General features: G+C 46.0%; 18 protein-coding genes. 10 read left to right on the forward strand and 8 right to left on the reverse strand.

The window, feature by feature from the left end; genetic code table 11:
* Genes AS158_RS00400 through zwf form a run of 5 tightly spaced genes read right to left on the reverse strand, consistent with a single transcriptional unit; the run spans nucleotide 1 to nucleotide 5,001 of the window.
* Nucleotides 1–978 carry an ABC transporter ATP-binding protein gene (locus tag AS158_RS00400; protein WP_004080230.1) on the reverse strand — a complete coding sequence of 326 codons (978 nt, stop codon included), beginning with the start codon at nucleotides 976–978 and terminating at the stop codon, nucleotides 1–3.
* The gene (locus AS158_RS00405) at nucleotides 965–1,936 is read right to left on the reverse strand and encodes an ABC transporter ATP-binding protein (protein ID WP_004080229.1); all 972 of its coding nucleotides are present in this window, start codon (nucleotides 1,934–1,936) and stop codon (nucleotides 965–967) included. The genes AS158_RS00400 and AS158_RS00405 overlap by 14 nt, the downstream gene beginning before the upstream one ends.
* Nucleotides 1,933–2,838 (reverse strand): ABC transporter permease, encoded by a 906-nt coding sequence (locus tag AS158_RS00410; protein ID WP_165304294.1) that lies wholly within the window; start codon nucleotides 2,836–2,838, stop codon nucleotides 1,933–1,935. The genes AS158_RS00405 and AS158_RS00410 overlap by 4 nt, the downstream gene beginning before the upstream one ends.
* 25 nt (nucleotides 2,839–2,863) lie before the next feature.
* Nucleotides 2,864–3,526: a 6-phosphogluconolactonase gene (pgl, locus tag AS158_RS00415; protein ID WP_165304295.1), complete on the reverse strand. Its 663-nt coding sequence runs from the start codon at nucleotides 3,524–3,526 to the stop codon at nucleotides 2,864–2,866.
* Nucleotides 3,511–5,001: a glucose-6-phosphate dehydrogenase gene (gene zwf, locus AS158_RS00420; protein ID WP_165304296.1), complete on the reverse strand. Its 1,491-nt coding sequence runs from the start codon at nucleotides 4,999–5,001 to the stop codon at nucleotides 3,511–3,513. The genes pgl and zwf overlap by 16 nt, the downstream gene beginning before the upstream one ends.
* Before the next feature lie 88 nt (nucleotides 5,002–5,089).
* Here zwf and AS158_RS00425 point away from each other — a divergent pair, with 88 nt between their 5' ends.
* The 4 genes from AS158_RS00425 to AS158_RS00440 are packed head-to-tail and all read left to right on the forward strand — an operon-like array spanning nucleotide 5,090 to nucleotide 7,684.
* A complete protein-coding gene (locus tag AS158_RS00425; protein WP_038053416.1) occupies nucleotides 5,090–5,473 on the forward strand; it encodes a PspC domain-containing protein in 384 nt (127 codons plus the stop codon).
* Nucleotides 5,470–6,264 (forward strand): hypothetical protein, encoded by a 795-nt coding sequence (locus AS158_RS00430; protein ID WP_038053413.1) that lies wholly within the window; start codon nucleotides 5,470–5,472, stop codon nucleotides 6,262–6,264. Before AS158_RS00425 ends, AS158_RS00430 begins: the two co-directional genes overlap by 4 nt.
* Before the next feature lies 1 nt (nucleotide 6,265).
* Nucleotides 6,266–6,949 carry a type 1 glutamine amidotransferase gene (locus AS158_RS00435; protein WP_038053410.1) on the forward strand — a complete coding sequence of 228 codons (684 nt, stop codon included), beginning with the start codon at nucleotides 6,266–6,268 and terminating at the stop codon, nucleotides 6,947–6,949.
* A gap of 12 nt (nucleotides 6,950–6,961) precedes the next feature.
* The gene (locus tag AS158_RS00440; protein WP_038053407.1) at nucleotides 6,962–7,684 is read left to right on the forward strand and encodes a hypothetical protein; all 723 of its coding nucleotides are present in this window, start codon (nucleotides 6,962–6,964) and stop codon (nucleotides 7,682–7,684) included.
* On the opposite strand, the gene AS158_RS00445 is transcribed toward AS158_RS00440, so the two are convergent.
* The 3 genes from AS158_RS00445 to mgtE are packed head-to-tail and all read right to left on the reverse strand — an operon-like array spanning nucleotide 7,598 to nucleotide 10,826.
* On the reverse strand, nucleotides 7,598–8,548 hold the full coding sequence (locus AS158_RS00445) for a hypothetical protein (protein ID WP_038053405.1): 951 nt from the start codon (nucleotides 8,546–8,548) through the stop codon (nucleotides 7,598–7,600). The two genes, AS158_RS00440 and AS158_RS00445, sit on opposite strands and share 87 nt — an antisense overlap.
* A gap of 4 nt (nucleotides 8,549–8,552) precedes the next feature.
* Nucleotides 8,553–9,473, reverse strand: a complete 921-nt coding sequence (locus tag AS158_RS00450) for an alpha/beta hydrolase (RefSeq protein WP_165304297.1) — start codon at nucleotides 9,471–9,473, stop codon at nucleotides 8,553–8,555.
* A gap of 12 nt (nucleotides 9,474–9,485) precedes the next feature.
* Nucleotides 9,486–10,826, reverse strand: a complete 1,341-nt coding sequence (mgtE, locus tag AS158_RS00455; protein WP_011944004.1) for a magnesium transporter — start codon at nucleotides 10,824–10,826, stop codon at nucleotides 9,486–9,488.
* 207 nt (nucleotides 10,827–11,033) lie between these two features.
* Between mgtE and AS158_RS00460 the strand changes: the two genes are divergently transcribed.
* From AS158_RS00460 to AS158_RS00485, 6 genes are read left to right on the forward strand one after another with little or no spacing between them, the layout of a single operon-like run.
* Nucleotides 11,034–11,714, forward strand: a complete 681-nt coding sequence (locus AS158_RS00460; RefSeq protein WP_011944003.1) for a metal-dependent hydrolase — start codon at nucleotides 11,034–11,036, stop codon at nucleotides 11,712–11,714.
* 12 nt (nucleotides 11,715–11,726) lie between these two features.
* Complete coding sequence (locus tag AS158_RS00465) at nucleotides 11,727–13,202, forward strand: GGDEF domain-containing protein (protein ID WP_165304298.1); 1,476 nt, start codon at nucleotides 11,727–11,729, stop codon at nucleotides 13,200–13,202.
* Nucleotides 13,199–14,875: a 2-oxoacid:acceptor oxidoreductase subunit alpha gene (locus AS158_RS00470; RefSeq protein WP_038053396.1), complete on the forward strand. Its 1,677-nt coding sequence runs from the start codon at nucleotides 13,199–13,201 to the stop codon at nucleotides 14,873–14,875. Before AS158_RS00465 ends, AS158_RS00470 begins: the two co-directional genes overlap by 4 nt.
* The gene (locus tag AS158_RS00475; protein ID WP_038053393.1) at nucleotides 14,876–15,724 is read left to right on the forward strand and encodes a thiamine pyrophosphate-dependent enzyme; all 849 of its coding nucleotides are present in this window, start codon (nucleotides 14,876–14,878) and stop codon (nucleotides 15,722–15,724) included.
* Nucleotides 15,721–16,845 (forward strand): radical SAM family heme chaperone HemW, encoded by a 1,125-nt coding sequence (hemW, locus tag AS158_RS00480; protein WP_165304299.1) that lies wholly within the window; start codon nucleotides 15,721–15,723, stop codon nucleotides 16,843–16,845. Before AS158_RS00475 ends, hemW begins: the two co-directional genes overlap by 4 nt.
* Nucleotides 16,842–17,414: a hypothetical protein gene (locus AS158_RS00485; RefSeq protein ID WP_004080202.1), complete on the forward strand. Its 573-nt coding sequence runs from the start codon at nucleotides 16,842–16,844 to the stop codon at nucleotides 17,412–17,414. Before hemW ends, AS158_RS00485 begins: the two co-directional genes overlap by 4 nt.
* The last annotated feature ends 86 nt before the right edge of the window (nucleotides 17,415–17,500 follow it).

The raw sequence follows: 17,500 nt of genomic DNA on the forward strand, positions 1-17,500 counted from the left end.
TCAGTTGTAAAGATGACATGCCACCTTATGATTTTCCTCCACAGCCTTGAGTTGAGGTTCTTCTTTCATACAGATATCCATTCTGTAAGGGCAGCGCGGGTGGAATCTACAACCAGATGGCACGTCTATCGGGTTTGGTGTTTCTCCCTCAGGGATGAACTTCTTTTTCTTCTTGAGAGAAGGTTCCGGTACGGCGGATATAAGAGCCTGTGTGTAAGGATGCTTTGGATTGAGGTATATGTCCTCAAAATCACCGATCTCCACAATCTTTCCGAGGTACATCACCGCGATTTCGTCGCAGACGTATTTGGTCGTAGCGAGGTCGTGTGTGATGAAGAGCATGGTGAGGTTGAATTCCTTTCTGAGTTCCTGAAGGAGCCTCAACAACTGCGATCTCACGGAAACATCGAGCATAGCCACCGCTTCATCTGCCACCACCAGACGGGGTTTCAAAATCAAAGCACGGGCAATGACAACTCTTTGCCTCTGGCCACCGGAAAGCTCCCTCGGATACCTTCTGTAGATATCCTCCGCGGGCTCCAGATTCACTCTCCTCAACATCTCAAGCACCATCTCTTTTCTCGACGATCTGTCTCCGATTCCGTGAATTTCAAGGGCGTGTTCTATGGCTTTTCCCACCCTCATATATGGATTCAGAGAGGCCATTGGATCTTGAAAGATGATCTGCATTTCTTTTCTCAGCTTCCTCATTTCTTCTTTTGAGAGTTTTGTGATATCTCTACCATCAAAAATGATTTTGCCATCGGTGGGTTCTTCAAGTCTCAGAATGACTCTTCCCGTTGTGGTTTTTCCGGATCCCGACTCCCCCACCAGCCCCAGACTCTTTCCTTCATCAATCTGAAAATTCACACCATCCACCGCTTTCACAAACTTCCTGGGTTTTCTCAAAAGCACATCTATCGGTCCCTGTTTCACAGGGAAATACTTTTTAAGGTTCTGCACTTCAATCAGTGCCATTTTGATCTCCTCCGTAAAGCCAACATTTCACGCGCGTTCCATCTATTTCGAACTCCGGTGGTTCTTTCTCCCAGCAAATTTTCATTGCCTTCTCACATCTTGGAGCGAACCTGCAACCTTCAGGGGGATTCGAAAGATCAGGAGGAGAGCCTGGAATGTATCTCAGTTCTTTATCGTTCACGTCCGTGTTCGGAATAGACCTCAGAAGACCAACGGTGTATGGATGAAGAGGATTGGTGAATATCCTCTCTTTCGATGCGAGTTCCACGAGGTGCCCTGCGTACATCACCCCTATTCTGTCTGCGGCTTCCGCGACCAGTCCCATATCGTGGGTGATCAGAATCATGGCGGTTCTGTGCTCTTTCGTCAACTTCTCAAGCAGTTCCATTATCTGAGCCTGAACTATCACATCCAGAGATGTAGTGGGTTCATCGGCGATCAAAACAGCGGGATTGAGAACTATGGAGAGGGCGATCATCACCCTCTGTCTCATTCCACCGCTGAACTGAAACGGGTAATCCTTCAGTCTGTTCCTGTTTATCCCGACATCTTCTAAGGCCTTCGCTGCAAGTTCTCTGGCGTCCTCCTTACTCAGTTCGGGTCTGTGGGTGAGGATCATCTCTACAAAATGATCCTCTATCCTGAGAATCGGATTGAGCGACGTCATCGGATCCTGGAAAATCATCGCAACTTTTGAACCTCTTATCTGTCTCATTTCCTCGTCCGAAAGAGATGAAATATCTATTCCTTCAATTTTTATACTCCCATCAATCTTTGTTCCTTTTGGAAGAAGCCGCATTATGGAAAAACCGAGGGTAGACTTTCCACAGCCGGATTCACCGACGAGACCCAGGGTTTCACCTTTCTCTAGGTGAAAGGAGACGTTTTCGACGGCGTTCACAGTTTTTTCTCCAGTTTTGTATCTCACGCTCACGTTTTTCAGTTCGAGCACCTTCATTTGCTTCTCTCCCCGATATTCGGATTGAGAATTTCGCTCAATCCTTCACTGAACATGGAAAAACCAAGAACGGAAGTGATGATTGCAAGGCCGGGGAACAACACTCCCCACCAGGCTCTACTCAGGATGAACCTCTGGCCGTTGCTGAGGTCGAATCCCCAGTCCGGAGTGGGAGGAGCTATTCCAAGTCCAAGAAAACTGAGTCCCGCTTCCGTCATGATCGCATCAGCGAGGTTCATTGAGAGAACCACCACTATCGATGGGAAAACGTTGGGAAGCACGTATTTGACCAAGATTTCCCAATCTTTCGCACCGAGCGCCCTTGCCGCTTCCACGTAGAGTTCGTTTTTCACACTCGTGACCTGGTTTCTCACCACTCTGAAATATGTGGGCGCATAAACGACGGCGATTGAAACGGCTATGTTCATCATTCCGGGTCCCAAAACTGCCGCAACTGCTATGGCAAGAATCAGACCCGGAAAAGAATAAACAGCATCCATAACAAGGGTTAAAACACGGTCGAAAACCCCTCCAACGTAACCAGAGATCAAACCGAGGGGAATACCTATCGTGGACGCTATGGCAACGGCAAGGAACGCCACCATCAGAGCGATTCTCGAGCCATAGATCACCCTGCTGAAGACATCCCTTCCGAGATTGTCGGTACCGAATATGTGTTTCTCTGAAGGAGGTTGCAAAGACCTTCCCACTCGCACAGTGGGATCGTAGGGGGCAAGAACAGGAGCAAAGATGGCCAGAAAGATGTAAAACAAAAGAATGATCATTCCAACAAAAGCCAAAACACCCGTTCTTCGTCTGAACAGTTTGAAGACTGGCTTGAAGACTTTCTCAGAGATCACAACCTTCGACCTCGCTTCTCTTTTTTCATAATAATACCACATACTGGAATAAGTTTCAATTTCCGAATTATTTTCCCACAAGCCAGACGGTCTTCTCTTTGCCCCTCACAAAGTAGGCAGGAAGAGGTTCTTCCTTTAGAATTTCCGCTAGTCTGTTTATCTTTTCTTTTCCCCTGATGAGAAAGAGCACGTACAGTGATGTGTTCAGTGCACGAAACGTCAGGGTGACTCTGGGAACCTTAGGGTCACCGGAAGGATCTGTGAAAGTCACAAGGTTGTCTTTATTTCCCGTTTCCAAGTCGAATATGGACGCGACATGGCCATCGGGACCCATTCCAAGAATAGCGAGGTCGAACTGGTCGGTGATCGATCTTATCTCCCTTTCATATTTCTCGCAGGCTTTTTCAATAGGAAGAGAAGTGTCAACGTAGTGAACATTACCGGAAGGGATCTTTGCTCTGCTGAAAAGAACCTCGTTTATGTTCCTGAAATTGCTTTGATCTGAGTCGAGGGGCACGTACCGCTCGTCGCTCAAAAAGAAGTGGATGCGATTCCATGGGAACTTCTGTTCTGCCAGTTTCTCATAAACGGGAAGTGGGGTTCTCCCGCCGGCGAGAACGACGAAGATCTTATCCTTTTCCTCGAGAAGTTTTTCCATCTTTGTGCGAATTTTCTCGACTACAAAATCAACGTACCCATCTTCGAGCAGGTATATCACAGTTTTCTCCATTTTCTACCGTCCCTTTCTATGAGTAGATCGGCTTCTCTCGGTCCCCACGTTCCCGCCGGATACACATAAGGTGAAAAGCGAACGGGATCGTTTTCCCAGGCTTTGAGAACGGGATCGAGAAGTTCCCAGGAAACTTCGAGGTCGTCTCTTCTCATGAAAAGTGTAGGATCTCCAAGTATCACGTCCAGAAGGAGTCTTTCGTAAGCGTCGGGCAGTTTCACTCCAAAGTAATCCTCGTATCTGAAGTCCATACTGAGAAGCTGTGGAAACATGCCGGGACAGGGCCTTTTCACCTGAAACTCAAGAGAGATTCCCTCGTTTGGCTGCAAGGTGAAAACTATCGTGTTCGGCTCCAGTTCATCAGAAGGTACACCGGCAAAGATCGAATGAGGAATCTTCTTGAAAACAACAGCAACCTCGGTTATTTTCTTGGGGAGTCTCTTCCCGGACCTCAGATAGAAGGGTACACCGCTCCATCTCCAGTTGTCTATGAAGAGTTTCATGGCAACGAAGGTTTCCACGTTGGAGTCTTTGGCCACACCCGGTTCCTCTCTGTAAGCCGGCACTTCTTTTCCGTTCACAACCCCTCTTCCATACTGGCCTCTGACGATCCAGCTTTCCAGTTCCTCCACAGGGAACGGTCTGATCGATCTGAGAAGCTTCACCCGCTCGTTTCTGAAATTCTCTCCATTGAAAGAAGAAGGAGGTTCCATGGCGATCAGTGCGAGGATCTGAAGCATGTGGTTCTGGAAGATATCCCTGAGGAGTCCCACGTTTTCGAAGTATCCTGCCCTGTGTTCGACTCCTATGTCTTCGGCCATCGTGATCTGAACGTGATCCACGAACTTGTTGTTCCAGATCTCCTCGAATATGAAGTTGGCAAATCTGAACACCAGTATGTTCTGAACGGTTTCTTTTCCAAGGTAATGATCAATTCTGAAAATCTGATCTTCCTGGAAGTGTTTCTGAAGAGTATCTTCCAATCTTCTGGCTGACTCCAAGTCTTTCCCGAACGGTTTTTCAATCACGACGCGCGCGGGTTTCCTGTTCAATCCAGCCTTCGAGAGATTTTCCAAAATAGGAATGTACAGATCCGGTGGAACAGCAAGGTAGAAGATCAGGTTACTGGAGCCGATCTTCTTCATGAGATCGTCAACGGTGTTTTTCAACGGTTTGAAGCTCTCAAGATTCTGATAATCCACGCTGATGTAACTGCAATGTCTCAAAAAGTCGGGATGAGCTTCGAATCTGGATCTGAATTCTTCATCATCCATATTCGTTCGTGCCGCACCGAGAACGAAAAAGCGTTCGGGCAGAATACCTGCCTCGAACAACCTGTTCAAAGCGGGAATGAGCTTTCTTTTTGTGAGGTCACCAGAAGCACCGAAAATCACCACTCCGAAGGATTGCTCAATCCTGGGGAAACACCGGAGGATATCATCTGGACATCTCTCTAACCCCAGTTTGCATTTCATATTCTCACCTTCTTTATAAATTTTTTACCATAAAATAAGGGATGTCTAATTTCTTTTATGTTAAAATCTTCTGAAAGGGGGGATGCTTATGAAACAGCTCAAAAGGTCCAGAAAGAACAGGATCATAGCGGGTGTCTGTGGAGGATTTGCGGAGTACTTCAACGTCGATCCGACTCTCGTAAGATTGATCTGGGTTCTCATCACACTCGCGTGGGGAGCGGGTCTTCTGCTCTACATGATCGCCTGGTTGATCATACCTGAAGAAGAGGTGAAAACAGAAAGCGAAGAAAAACCACTTCAAAACGCAGAAGGGTTGAAAGTGTTAGTCGGTGGGCTTCTCATTTTTCTGGGAATCGTCTTTCTCGCGTCCGCTTTTTTCCCAATCTTCTTCGGTGTGGCATGGAAGGTGGTTCTTGCCGTTCTGTTAGTGATCTTTGGTGTTCTCCTTCTTCTGAGGAGAGATGAAAAATGAAGATAATATTTGGTATATTTCTCATTTTCCTGGGAGTTCTGCTCCTTACAACGATCTTTCTGGATCTTTTCTCTCTTTCATTCTTCACAAGAATATTTCACAATCTTGGTCTCTTCTGGCCGATGATGCTGATAACTTTCGGTATTTATTTCATCTACCTCAGCGTGAAGAAAAAGTGGTTGTACTTCCTGAGCGTGGGTGTCTTTTCCGCTTTTCTGATACTGCTTCTTGTGTGGCCATACGAGTATGTTTCGACACCTGGAAAATATCAGGTTTTCACCGGTGTGAATAGAATTTCGTTCAGAAGTGGAGGATTCACTGTCAGGTTCATCGAGGGTGAAGAGCTCAGGGTGTCCACGTCAAGCGGAATAGAAGTATCAAAAGTCGGTTCAAATCTAATCGTGAAGGGTTCTCTCTGGAAAAAACTCGGGCCAAAGATGGTGGAGGTCGAGCTACCGAGGGATACATTTGAACTTTCATTTGAAGAAGGTGCTTTCACGGTGAAGGGCGAATTCGAAGAAAACAGGTTCACACGGATTGAAACAAGAGACAGTGTTTTGAATATAAGATTCGGCTTTCAAAAGATGAACGTCCCGCTTTACTTCGAGGCAGAAGACTGCGTTCTGGAAGTTCTGTTCAGAGTACCCGGCGGGATCTCTTACTTCATCGATAAGAAAGACGGACTTCTTCTGAAGACCATCGAGAACCTTGTCGAGTCGGATCTCAATCCTGATCTCTTCTTCAACCTGAAAGACGGTGTCTTCAGTATTCATCTTGAAGGAGGTATCTAATGTGAAGGTGCTCGCTATTAGACACGTCGAGATAGAGGACCTTGGAATGATGGAAGATATCTTCAAGGAGAAGAACTGGGGTTTCGAATACCTGGACACTCCAAAAGGAGAAAAACTTGAAAGACCTCTCGAAGAGTACTCCCTCGTGGTGCTTCTTGGAGGTTACATGGGGGCCTACGAGGAAGAGAAATTCCCTTTCCTGAAATACGAATTCCAGTTGATAGAAGAGACTCTGAAGAAAGAAATTCCCTTCCTTGGAATCTGTCTGGGATCTCAGATGCTCGCCAAAGTTCTTGGTGCAAGTGTCTACAGGGGAAAAAACGGAGAGGAAATAGGCTGGTTCTTCGTCGAAAAGGTCTCCGACGATAGATTCTTCGGGAAATTTCCGGACAGACTGCTGGTGTTCCAGTGGCACGGAGACACTTTCGATCTTCCACATGGAGCAACCAGGGTCTTTACTTCCGAAAAGTACGAAAACCAGGGGTTCGTCTATGAAAAGGCTGTGGGTCTTCAGTTTCATATAGAGGTAGGAGCCAGGACCATGAAACGCTGGATAGAGGCATACAGGAGTGAACTCGAAGAGAAGAAGATAGATCCCAGGGTTCTTCTCGAAACAGCAGAGAGGGAGGAAAAAGTCCTGAAAGGACTTTTGAGGTCTCTTCTGGAAAGGATGGTGGAAAACTGAGGAGGTGCTAGTGTGAGATCTCCTCAGATCCACATCCTCGATTTCAACGGAGTTTACGAAGAACAGCGGACTCTGAAATCACTCGCTGAGTTTGTGTTTTTTAAAAGAATCGAAGGTGTCAGGTACATGGTTCTTCCCGAAAAGATCCCTGAAATTGAAAACATCCTTCCTCCACACCCGGGAGTAACGTTTCTGGGGGATGGAGAGTTTCACCACCTCACTTACCTCATCATCAAAAAAATAAAGAGGCCTTTCGTACTGGTTGTGTTCGACAATCACCTCGATGCCAGAGAGGAGGAGTTTCTCACCTGCGACAGCTGGATCAGAAAAGCTCTGAAACTGAAACACCTGGTGAAAGTTGTGGTTGTAGGCACTCAGGAGCAGGAAAAGATCCACAGGGTGTTTTACTCCGAAACAGATCCTCAGAAGATCCTGAAACTTTTTGGAAGATATCCGGTGTATCTGAGTGTTGACAAAGATGTTCTGAATATCGGAATAACTGGCTGGGAAAGAGGAAGAGTTTCACTGGAAGAACTCCTCAACGTGCTACGTCACATTCCCTTGAGAAAGATTCTGGGATTGGATATCTGCGGTGAACCGGATCCGCTGGAATTCTGGAAGATAAAAGAAAGCGAGAAGATCAATCTCTCAATCCTCAGCGCCCTGTTCTTTGAGAAGCTTCACTATGTACCTGGCAGCGAGCATCTGGAACGGAAGCCAGCTCACGTGACTTGATGGAACCCTTATCCTTTTGGGCTTTCCAAGGTACTCCCATAGAATGTCTCTTGTGCTCTTTGGAAGTGCTTTGTCGAACATCGCTTCCATCATCACGATCCGCGAGGTATCCACGAACTTCGCGTAAGCGAGCGGATCGAGCTTCAAAAGAGGATGTATGTTTGAATTCAACATTTCCTGAACCGAGGAAAATTCCTTCAGTCTCTCCAGATCGTTTCTGTAGGTGTCGTAGAAATTTTTCTCATTTGTCATTCCGTGTTCTTCTCCCTTTCCACTTCTCAACTCACGCCTCACAAAAGACAGAGTGGGTGACTTCCAGAACAGAGTGGCAAAGTCACCACCAGCCATCATGATGATCGTCTTTTTGAAATCGCTGCTCATCGCGTTGAGTAAAACAGCGATCATCCCACCAAGACAGTACCCGAAGAGGCAGTTCCTCTCGTGCCACATCTTCTTAACTTTCAAAAGTTCCAAAAGACTGAGTAGATCTGTGAGAGCGTGTTCCCAGAACCTGGTCATCTTTCCCAGGTCGGAGGAAAAATAGTCCTTCCCGCTCACAGAACCGTGCGCTACGCGGATGAAGTTTCCCGGCAAAACAGGAACTATCGCCTCTATCTTCCTTTTGGAAAGATAGTAAGCCATCCGAAGAAGATACAGAACGTTTCGGCTTCCAAGTCCCTGAAGTATCATCACCGACCCCACTTTTTTCCTCTTCGGTGAGAAGATGTACACCTCCACAGGATCTGTTCCTTTTTCCGCGTCTGGATAGGTCGATTTGAACTTCAAAATGGAAATCCGGACATTCTTTGTCCTGTGAACGTATCCGAGGGAATAATCGGAAGGCACCTTTACGTGTTCGAACACACTTTCACCTCTTCAAAAACGATACCGTTTCGTAGAGGATCTTCACCGTCAAAGGATCTTTCAGAACGAACTCAAAACCGTGTTTCCCCTTCGGATGAAGCCTCAGCTTTGCCTGCACACCGTTTTCTCTGAGTTTTTTATACATTTTAACAGATGAGATGTAAGGCACAACGTCGTCTTTCATGCCGTGAACCAGCATGGTGGGAGGCACCTTCGGGTTCACCCAGGTCACAGGAGAGTAGAACACATAATCTTCTTTCTTTCGTACGGGAAGTCCCTTCAACGTCGTTGCAACAGAGAACCTCGCGAAGAGAGAGGATGTTTCCATGCTCCACAGGTCGAGAAGATCGCAGGGAGCATACCAGGCTACCACGTGACCATCGAAATCTTTTTTTCCTTCCTTCGAAGATCTCATCGCGTGGTACAGAACAAGGTGCCCTCCCGCTGAAAGTCCCATGAGATTCAGGTTTTTAATCAGCAGATGCTCCCTGTTTTCATTCAGGAAAGAGACAGCACTTTTCAGATCTTCCAGAATATCTTCGATGTAATGAAAGTAGCCGTATCTGTAGTCAAACGTCGCTACCGCGAAACCGTTCGCATTGAGGAATCTATACCAGGAAACGTTGTTGGGTTGTCTCCTGTATCCGGAGATCCATCCCCCACCGTGTGCAAAAAGCACGAACGGGTAACTCTCTCTCTTCACAGATGGATAATACACGTCCATTTTCAGGCCGTTTTTGTATTCGTAAGTGTAAACATTGCCCGTTACCGATTTTTTTAGCTTTATCGGAAGTCTTCCCAGAACGGCGTTTCTCACCACAGGAAGGGAAAGCAAGAAAAAGAAAAGAAGCCCCAGAAGGGCATTTGAAAACAGCACAACGAAAGAGATTATTATCAAGACAAACTTGATTATCAGCTTAACCATGGTCTCCCCTCTTCAACTCAAGAAGCTGTGCACCACGTAGAAATATATCATGATGCCTGTCACATCGACGATCGTGGTGAGAAGCGGTCCTGCCATGAAGGCCGGGTCAATTTTGAAGATACGGGCGATGAAGGGAAGAAGCGCGCCCAAGATATTTGCATACAGAATTACTACGAGTAAGGCTGTTGCAACGGCGAAATTCAATGTGGGATCAGAAGAGATCAGAAAAGCCCTCAGGTACAGAACACCCGCAAGAATAAAACCTAAGATAGAACCTATCAGAGATTCTCTCAGCAGAACCTTCCACCAGTCTTTTGCGGTTATCTCGTTTAAACTCATTCCTCTTATTATGAGAGCAGATATCTGAGAACCAATGTTCCCTCCAGCATCCATCATCGTTGGAATAAAGGCTGCTATCAGTGGTATTGATGCGAGGAACTTTTCATAGCCTGATATGATATTGCTGTTTATACTTTCAAGAAGAAGAAGCGCCACAAGCCATGGGGATCTTTTCAAAATAAACTTCCATACAGGAGTGTGGAAATAGGGTGTGTAAGTAACACTCATTGAGGCCATCTTCTGTATGTCTTCCGTTGCCTCTTCTTCGATGACGTCAACGAGATCGTCAAAGGTGATCACACCAATCAATCTCTCTTCGCTGTCAACTACCGGTAGTATGATCAGGTCGTATTTCTTCATGAGTTCCGCCGCGAGTTCCTGGTCATCAGTGGCGTGAACAAAAACAGGATCCTTGTTCATGATTTCCGATACCTTCTGATCGGGATCGGCAACGATCATGTCTCTGAGCTCAACGGTTCCCTTGAGTTTTCTTGTTCTATCTATCACCATGAGAGAGTAGATGTTCTCTTTCTTCTTTCCTTCTCTTCTCACCTTTTCCAGTGCTTCCCTGACGGTCATATCCTCGAAAAGCTCTACGTATTCTGTGGTGGCAAGCCTTGCCGCAGAATCTTCGGGATAATTCAGGATGTGAAGCAATTCCTCCCTCTCCTGTGGAGGAAGGTATGAAAGGAGCTTCTTCACCACGTTCGCGGGCATCTCTTCGAGCAGTTCTACCTTGTCGTCTGGATCCATCGATTCGAAAATCTCCTTCAGCCGTTCCTCTCTGAAAAGTTTTATGAGTTCCAACTGATCATCGGGTTCGAGTTCGCTGAACACTTCAGCGGCCTTATCCTTGGGAAGGAGTCTAAAAACGACCACTTTCAGGTCAGGCGGAAGCTTTTCAATCATCTCCTTCACGTCGGCGGGATCCTGTTGTTCGAGAACTCTTTTGAGTGTCTTGAAGTCTCCTTTTTCGATCAATTCCTGAAGATCAATTTCCACTTTGATCTTCATTCTCACACCTCCTCAGGCTGCTTTTTTACGGAGGAAGACTGGTGCTTTCCACTTAGGATCCACCTCCCGAAATGTAATCTGCGTAGATCTATTCTAACATTACGCTGGAAGAGAAACCAGTACAGAAAGAAGAATTTTTCAACGAACATATTCCTTCTTCAACGTTAATTTCCGAAAAGAGTATAATCTAAAGTAGGAGGTGGTAACATGAAAGTCACATTCCTGGGACACGCCGTGGTGCTGATAGAGGGAAAGAAAAACATCATCATCGATCCTTTCATTTCAGGAAATCCGGTTTGTCCTGTAAAATTGGAGGATCTTCCAAAGATCGATTACATACTCGTGACACACGGACACGGAGATCACCTCGGGGATGCTGTAGAAATAGCAAAGAAAAACGATGCCACGGTGATATCCAACTACGAAATCTGCCATTACCTCGGAAAAAAAGGTGTGAAGACCCATGCCATGCACATAGGTGGAAGCTACCTCTTCGATTTTGGCAGGGTGAAGATGACACCTGCCGTTCATGGCTCTGGAATTCTCGATGGAGACAGTATGATCTACGGAGGAAATCCTGCTGGCTTTCTCATCACGCTCGAGCGAAAAAAGATATACCACGCAGGAGACACCGGTTTGACCAGGGAGATGGAACTTCTCGGAGAAGAGAACGTGGATGTAGCGTTTCTTCCAATCGGTGGAAATTTCGTCATGGACGTGGAAGACGCCGTGAGAGCAACGGCGATGATAAAACCGAAGAAGGTTGTTCCCATGCATTATGGAACATGGGAACTCATCTTCGCGGATGTGGAACTATTCAAGAAGAAAGTGACGGAAATGAGTGTTGAATGTGTGATTCTTGAGCCGGGAGAATCGCTGGAATTGTGAGGGGGAAATAGTTTGCAGGTTTTCTTTTACGTTATCTCGTTTGGATTTCTTGTGTTTGCGCTTTATCTTTTCTGTCATGTGAGAAGGAAGATCGAGTACTACAGACAGCTGGAAAAGAGCCTCGATACCATAGTTGATGGACTTTCAAAACTCGATCCGAACTCGCCTGAAGAAGAGTTCTTTCAGAAAATCCTGGATATCGCGATGGAAGTGGTTCCAGAAGCAACAAAAGGAATCGTCTCCAGAATCACCCCATCAGGAGACTGGGTCTTTGTTGCCTCGAGGGGACACATTGTAGATCTGTTTGGAAAAAGATTTCCATCCAGATATCTGTTCAGAGCTGGAAAAGATCCATTAGAGGTTGATTTCCTTGACTATGACAGGGGACTTTTTCCAGACGACATGTGGAAATTCTTTGAAAAGACTCTCCGAGGTACGAGAAAGAGCCTCGTTGTGGGTATATTTTCTGGAGACGAATTTGTGGGAAACATCGCCCTCGACAGTCCTTACTTTGGCTTTTCAGAACTTTCAAAAAAGATCTTGAAATCACTTGGAAACCTTACGAGCACCTATCTTCTCATGAGAAAAACTCTGACAAACGAACAGCAACTTCAAAAGATCATGAGCACCATATTCACCCTCTTGCTCCTTTTCAGAAAACCCATCTCAGCCGAAGAATTTCTCAAAGAGGCCCTGCAGAAGATCGTAGAAGCGAGTAATGTTTTCACAGGGGGAATCGTATTCGAAGGGGACATCCCCGTATTTCATATGGGTATGGAGAAGATACCGGAATTCGATTTTGGAAAATCCCGAGAAGAGACAGAAAAAATAGAAAAACTGGAGAAAGAAGGTGCTCATTACATCATCGTGAATCTGAAGGATGAAAACATACCTTCTTACCACATGGTTTTTCTGTCGAATGAAAACATAGCACCTTCATTCTTTGGCGTTCTCAATACGTTTGCGGAAGTGGTGTCTCTCTACCTGAGGGAATATCATCTTCACCAGAAGTACCGCGAACTCGCACTGAAAGATCCCCTAACCGAAGCTTATTCAAGGCACTACTTCAACGAGTGGATATTCTCTCACATGGCGTGGCTCAGGCGAAACCAGAAGAAGTCCATTCTGGTGATCATGGATGTAGATGGTTTGAAAATGATAAACGACACTTACGGACATTTGATGGGTGACAAAGCACTCATTGAATTTGTCAAAGTCCTTAAGAGAACCATTCGGGAGTCAGATCTTGTTTTCAGATACGGTGGCGATGAGTTTCTCCTGGTGCTCGTCGATAGCACCAAAGAGAACGCTGCCGGTGTTCTGAAAAGGGTAGAAGAAAACCTTAAAAATGTAGACTTGCCCTTCAACATAGAATTCTCCGTTGGTTATGAAGAGATAGACGGTTTCATACCGATAGAAAGAGTGCTCTCGAGAGCAGACGATCTCCTCTACAAAAACAAGTTCAAAAAGAGAGGTGGTTCAGAATGAAAGATGTGAGCATTGTCTTGAGTGGGGAAGCGGGACAGGGAATACAGACAGTCGAGAACGTCCTAACACGGGTTTTAAAAGACTCCGGATTCCATGTGTTTGCCACCAAAGAGTACATGTCGAGAGTGAGAGGAGGAAACAACACCACGGAGATCCGGGTTTCATCGAGAAGGGTTCGTTCCTTCGTTGACAGAATAGACGTGCTCATACCCCTGGGAAAGGGGGCCACAGAAAGGCTGAAGAATCGTATCACGGAAAAAACACTGGTCATCGGAGAGGAAGAGTTCATCAAAGAATCACCCGGAGAAAAAATCGTGGTACCTTTCCTGAACATAGCAAAACAGATTGGAAAGAGCATATACGCGAATTCAGTTGCCATAGGTTTTCTCTCTGGACTGCTCGGCGCCGATGAATCCGCTCTGAAAGACCAGATCACCAGACAGTTCAGCAGTAAAGGTGAAGACATCGTGAACGACAACATCCGCGCTGCGCTGGAAGGATACAAGAAAGGTCAAGAACTCTCTCAGAAAATCGAATTCGACGTTGAAAAAGATTCATCGATAAAGAATGAGGTTCTTCTGAATGGAGCAGAGGCTGTGGGACTCGGAGCGATCGCTGGAGGCTGTAATTTTGTCTCCTCCTACCCCATGTCTCCCTCCACTTCCGTACTTGTTTTTCTTTCCCAACACAAGAACAACTTCGGAATAGTGGTGGAACAGGCAGAAGACGAAATCGCCGCCATGAACATGATCATCGGAGCGTGGTATGCCGGTGCGAGAGGTCTTGTCACCACATCGGGTGGAGGCTTTGCCCTCATGGAAGAAGCCCTCAGTCTTGCCGGAATGATAGAATCACCCGCTGTGATTCATCTGGCACAGAGACCTGGACCCGCGACCGGTCTTCCCACAAGAACGGAGCAGGGAGATTTGAACCTGGCTCTGTACGCTGGACACGGAGATTTTCCAAGGGTCATTTATGCTCCCGGAAACGTGGAAGAAGCGTTCTATCTGACACAGAAAGCCTTCAACGTTGCTGACAAATACCAGGTGCCGGTCTTTGTGCTGACGGATCAGTATCTTGTTGACTCGTATTACAACCTTCCTGGTTTTGATTTGGACGAATTGAAGGTGGAAAAACACTTCATAAAAACAACAAGAGACTACATCAGGTACGTTATCACCGAAGATGGTATCTCTCCAAGAGGAATTCCCGGATACGGTGAGGGTCTTGTGAAGGTCGACAGCGACGAGCACGATGAATTCGGTCACATAACTGAAGATTTCGATACCCGTGTGAGAATGGTCAACAAGAGGCTCAGAAAAGGAGAAGCTTTGAAAAAAGAACTTGTAGAACCAAAACTGATCGGTGATGAAAACTACCGGGTTCTTCTGGTGGCCTGGGGTTCCACTCTGGAACCGATAAAGGAAGCGATAGAAGATCTCAATGGAGTGGCGCTCCTTCATTTTTCTCAGGTCTGGCCAATCGATGAGTCCGTCTCGAGGTACTTCGAAAAGGCCGAAAAAGTTGTGGCAGTGGAAGGAAATGCGACAGGGCAATTCGCGAATCTGATCCGCCAGGTGACGGGTTTCCACATAAAGGATAGAATTCTCAAGTACAGTGGCCTTCAGTTTTCCGTCGAAGAGTTGAAAGAGAAAATAGCGGAGGTGTTGTGAATGAGGCTGGATGAATACATAAGCAAGGATATTGCTTGGTGTCCAGGGTGTGGAAACTTCGGAATAAGAACCGCTCTCATGAAGGCACTGGAGGAACTGAACGTCGATCCACGACAGGTGGTCATTGTATCAGGTATAGGTCAGGCAGCGAAGATGCCCCAGTACGTTGGTGTTAACATGTTCAACGGACTTCACGGAAGAGCACTTCCCGCAGCGACGGCGATAAAGGTGGCGAATCCGAACCTCCTTGTGATCGCAGAAAGTGGAGATGGATGTATGTACGGTGAAGGTGGAAACCACTTCATACACACGATCAGAAGAAACCCGGATATTGTGAACATAGTCCACGACAATCAGGTTTACGGTCTCACAAAGGGACAGGCCTCTCCCACGAGTCTGAAAGGCTTCAAAACACCCGTACAGGTGGACGGTGTGATCCTGGAACCGTTTAATCCTTTAGCTGTTGCTATAGCACTCGATGCTTCCTTCGTTGCAAGGACTTTCATAGGAGATATGGAGTTCACAAAAGACATCTTGAAAGAAGCGATAAGGCACAAAGGGTACGCCCTCGTGGATATCTTCCAGCCGTGCGTCACTTTCAACAAGCTGAACACGTACGAATGGTACAAAGAGAACACATATTACCTGAAAGACCACGATCCCACAGATAGAGAACTCGCCTTCAAAAGAGCTATAGAAGATGAGAAACTCCCACTTGGAATATTCTATGTGAACAAAAACAAAGAGACCTTCGAGGAACTCGCAAGAAAAGGTGACAAAACACCTCTCTATGAGTACGAAGTGAATTTTGAAAGACTGAAGGAGTTGATCGAAAGCAAAAAGTCATGAAACTCGCTGTTTACGTCCATGTTCCCTTTTGCAAGAGCAAGTGTGTGTACTGCGACTTCTACTCCGTTGTTTCTGAAAAATTCGACGAGTATTTCTCTTGTCTCCTGAAAGAGATCGATCTCTACGAAGAAGTACTCAGGGAAAGCGAGATAAAAACCGCCTACTTCGGTGGAGGGACTCCTTCGGTCGTCTCTCCTTCTTTTTTGGGAATGGTTCTGGAAAAACTGGAGAGAGTCTCCAGAAGTTTCACACCAATTGAAATAACCATCGAAGTCAATCCGGAGTCCGTTGAACCAGAAAAACTGAAGATCTACAAACAAATTGGAATCAACAGAATCAGCCTCGGTGTTCAGGCCTGCGACGACACTGTGCTGAAGAACACTGGAAGGCTCTACAACGAAGAAACTCTCAAGAAAAAAGCAAAGATAATCCTAGAGCGGTTCGAAAACGTGAACTTCGATTTCATCCTTGGACTTCCCAGTGAGACCGACATCACACTGGAGAAGAACTTTCGTTTCCTTGAAGAATTTCCTCCTCAGCACGTTTCGCTCTACCTCCTCGAGATAGACGAAAAAACAAAACTCTTTGATCTCACCACAAAGGGTCTTGTAGAACTTCCTGAAGAAGGCGATTTGGAAAGAAGGCACGACCTTTTCGTCGAATTTCTGAAAGAACGGGGATTCGTCAGATACGAGATCTCAAATTTTGCCAAGCCAGAGAAGGAATCTCTTCACAACATCTTCTACTGGAGAAATGAAAACTATCTGGGACTCGGTGTTTCCGCGGGTGGACACATCGGAAGGCTTCGATACGTGAATGTCTCTGATCTCAAAGAGTACGAGGAAAAAATCACCAGAGGAGAACTACCTTACGAATACGTGCATGAAAACACAGAAGAAGAGGAAGCACTGGAGACCGTCTTCATGGGTTTGAGGATAAAGGAGGGAGTAGAGTTAAACCGGGTGAGAATCCTCCTTCCCTTGCTGGAAAAGTTACAAAAAAAATATCCTTGTTATGTGGAAGTGAAAAATGGTAAAATTTTTCTGAGCGAGGATGGTATGAACCTCTCAAAGAAGATACTCTCTGATCTCATCGAATGGTACAGGGAGGGCGGGAGATGACACACATAGTTCACAAGGGTCTCGATTTCTTTGTAAAACCACAGAAGGTTTCACTCAATCTGAACATGAAGATCGGAAGCTTGAAGGTTCATCCCGAGGATTTGAAGCTCTTGATGAAAAAGGTGCCAGTTTTTATGATGAGTTACTACGACAACAAGGCTTTCATGGAAAGGGAACTCGAGATCTCATCGGCGGATTTTCCAAATGGTGTGGTCTTTTTTTCTTATTATGAACCGGTTCCTGCGGAACTCAACTGGGACGTGGACAAAAAACTCATCTCTCAGCTCACAAAGTACTTCCATCTCTACGATTTGGTTCACTCTATAAATTCTCTCATAGACGAAACAGAAGGTTCTTCACTGCACATCGGTGTTTATGAGGAGTGGCTTGACAGAATAATGGTGAAAGTTCCAAGCGAAAACACGGAAGAGCTCAGAAACATGCTTTCCAGATTCTCTCTTCTCTACACGACAAAGATCCTGTGGAAAATCTTCCGTGGAAACTTCGAGGAACTGAAGAAGAGAACACACGAGATAGCCTACAAACTCTACGAAGTGGCTGGGTTCTGAATTTTCTTCATCACCCTCCCCTGAGGAGTCTGTCCTTTTCAGATTTCCTTTCATTAATCATGTCTATGTTCTGGTTTACAGAAATA

The organism is Thermotoga sp. 38H-to, assembly GCF_011057665.1.
GTDB lineage: Bacteria > Thermotogota > Thermotogae > Thermotogales > Thermotogaceae > Thermotoga.

Excerpts from the sequence above, each read along its gene's own strand:
- AS158_RS00400 (WP_004080230.1), bottom strand. The coding sequence starts at position 978 with ATGGCACTGATTGAAGTGCAGAACCTTAAAAAGTATTTCCCTGTGAAA.
- AS158_RS00405 (WP_004080229.1), bottom strand. The coding sequence starts at position 1,936 with ATGAAGGTGCTCGAACTGAAAAACGTGAGCGTGAGATACAAAACTGGA.
- AS158_RS00410 (WP_165304294.1), bottom strand. The coding sequence starts at position 2,838 with ATGTGGTATTATTATGAAAAAAGAGAAGCGAGGTCGAAGGTTGTGATC.
- pgl (WP_165304295.1), bottom strand. The coding sequence starts at position 3,526 with ATGGAGAAAACTGTGATATACCTGCTCGAAGATGGGTACGTTGATTTT.
- zwf (WP_165304296.1), bottom strand. The coding sequence starts at position 5,001 with ATGAAATGCAAACTGGGGTTAGAGAGATGTCCAGATGATATCCTCCGG.
- AS158_RS00425 (WP_038053416.1), top strand. The coding sequence starts at position 5,090 with ATGAAACAGCTCAAAAGGTCCAGAAAGAACAGGATCATAGCGGGTGTC.
- AS158_RS00430 (WP_038053413.1), top strand. The coding sequence starts at position 5,470 with ATGAAGATAATATTTGGTATATTTCTCATTTTCCTGGGAGTTCTGCTC.
- AS158_RS00450 (WP_165304297.1), bottom strand. The coding sequence starts at position 9,473 with ATGGTTAAGCTGATAATCAAGTTTGTCTTGATAATAATCTCTTTCGTT.
- mgtE (WP_011944004.1), bottom strand. The coding sequence starts at position 10,826 with ATGAAGATCAAAGTGGAAATTGATCTTCAGGAATTGATCGAAAAAGGA.
- AS158_RS00460 (WP_011944003.1), top strand. The coding sequence starts at position 11,034 with ATGAAAGTCACATTCCTGGGACACGCCGTGGTGCTGATAGAGGGAAAG.
- AS158_RS00470 (WP_038053396.1), top strand. The coding sequence starts at position 13,199 with ATGAAAGATGTGAGCATTGTCTTGAGTGGGGAAGCGGGACAGGGAATA.
- AS158_RS00475 (WP_038053393.1), top strand. The coding sequence starts at position 14,876 with ATGAGGCTGGATGAATACATAAGCAAGGATATTGCTTGGTGTCCAGGG.
- hemW (WP_165304299.1), top strand. The coding sequence starts at position 15,721 with ATGAAACTCGCTGTTTACGTCCATGTTCCCTTTTGCAAGAGCAAGTGT.
- AS158_RS00485 (WP_004080202.1), top strand. The coding sequence starts at position 16,842 with ATGACACACATAGTTCACAAGGGTCTCGATTTCTTTGTAAAACCACAG.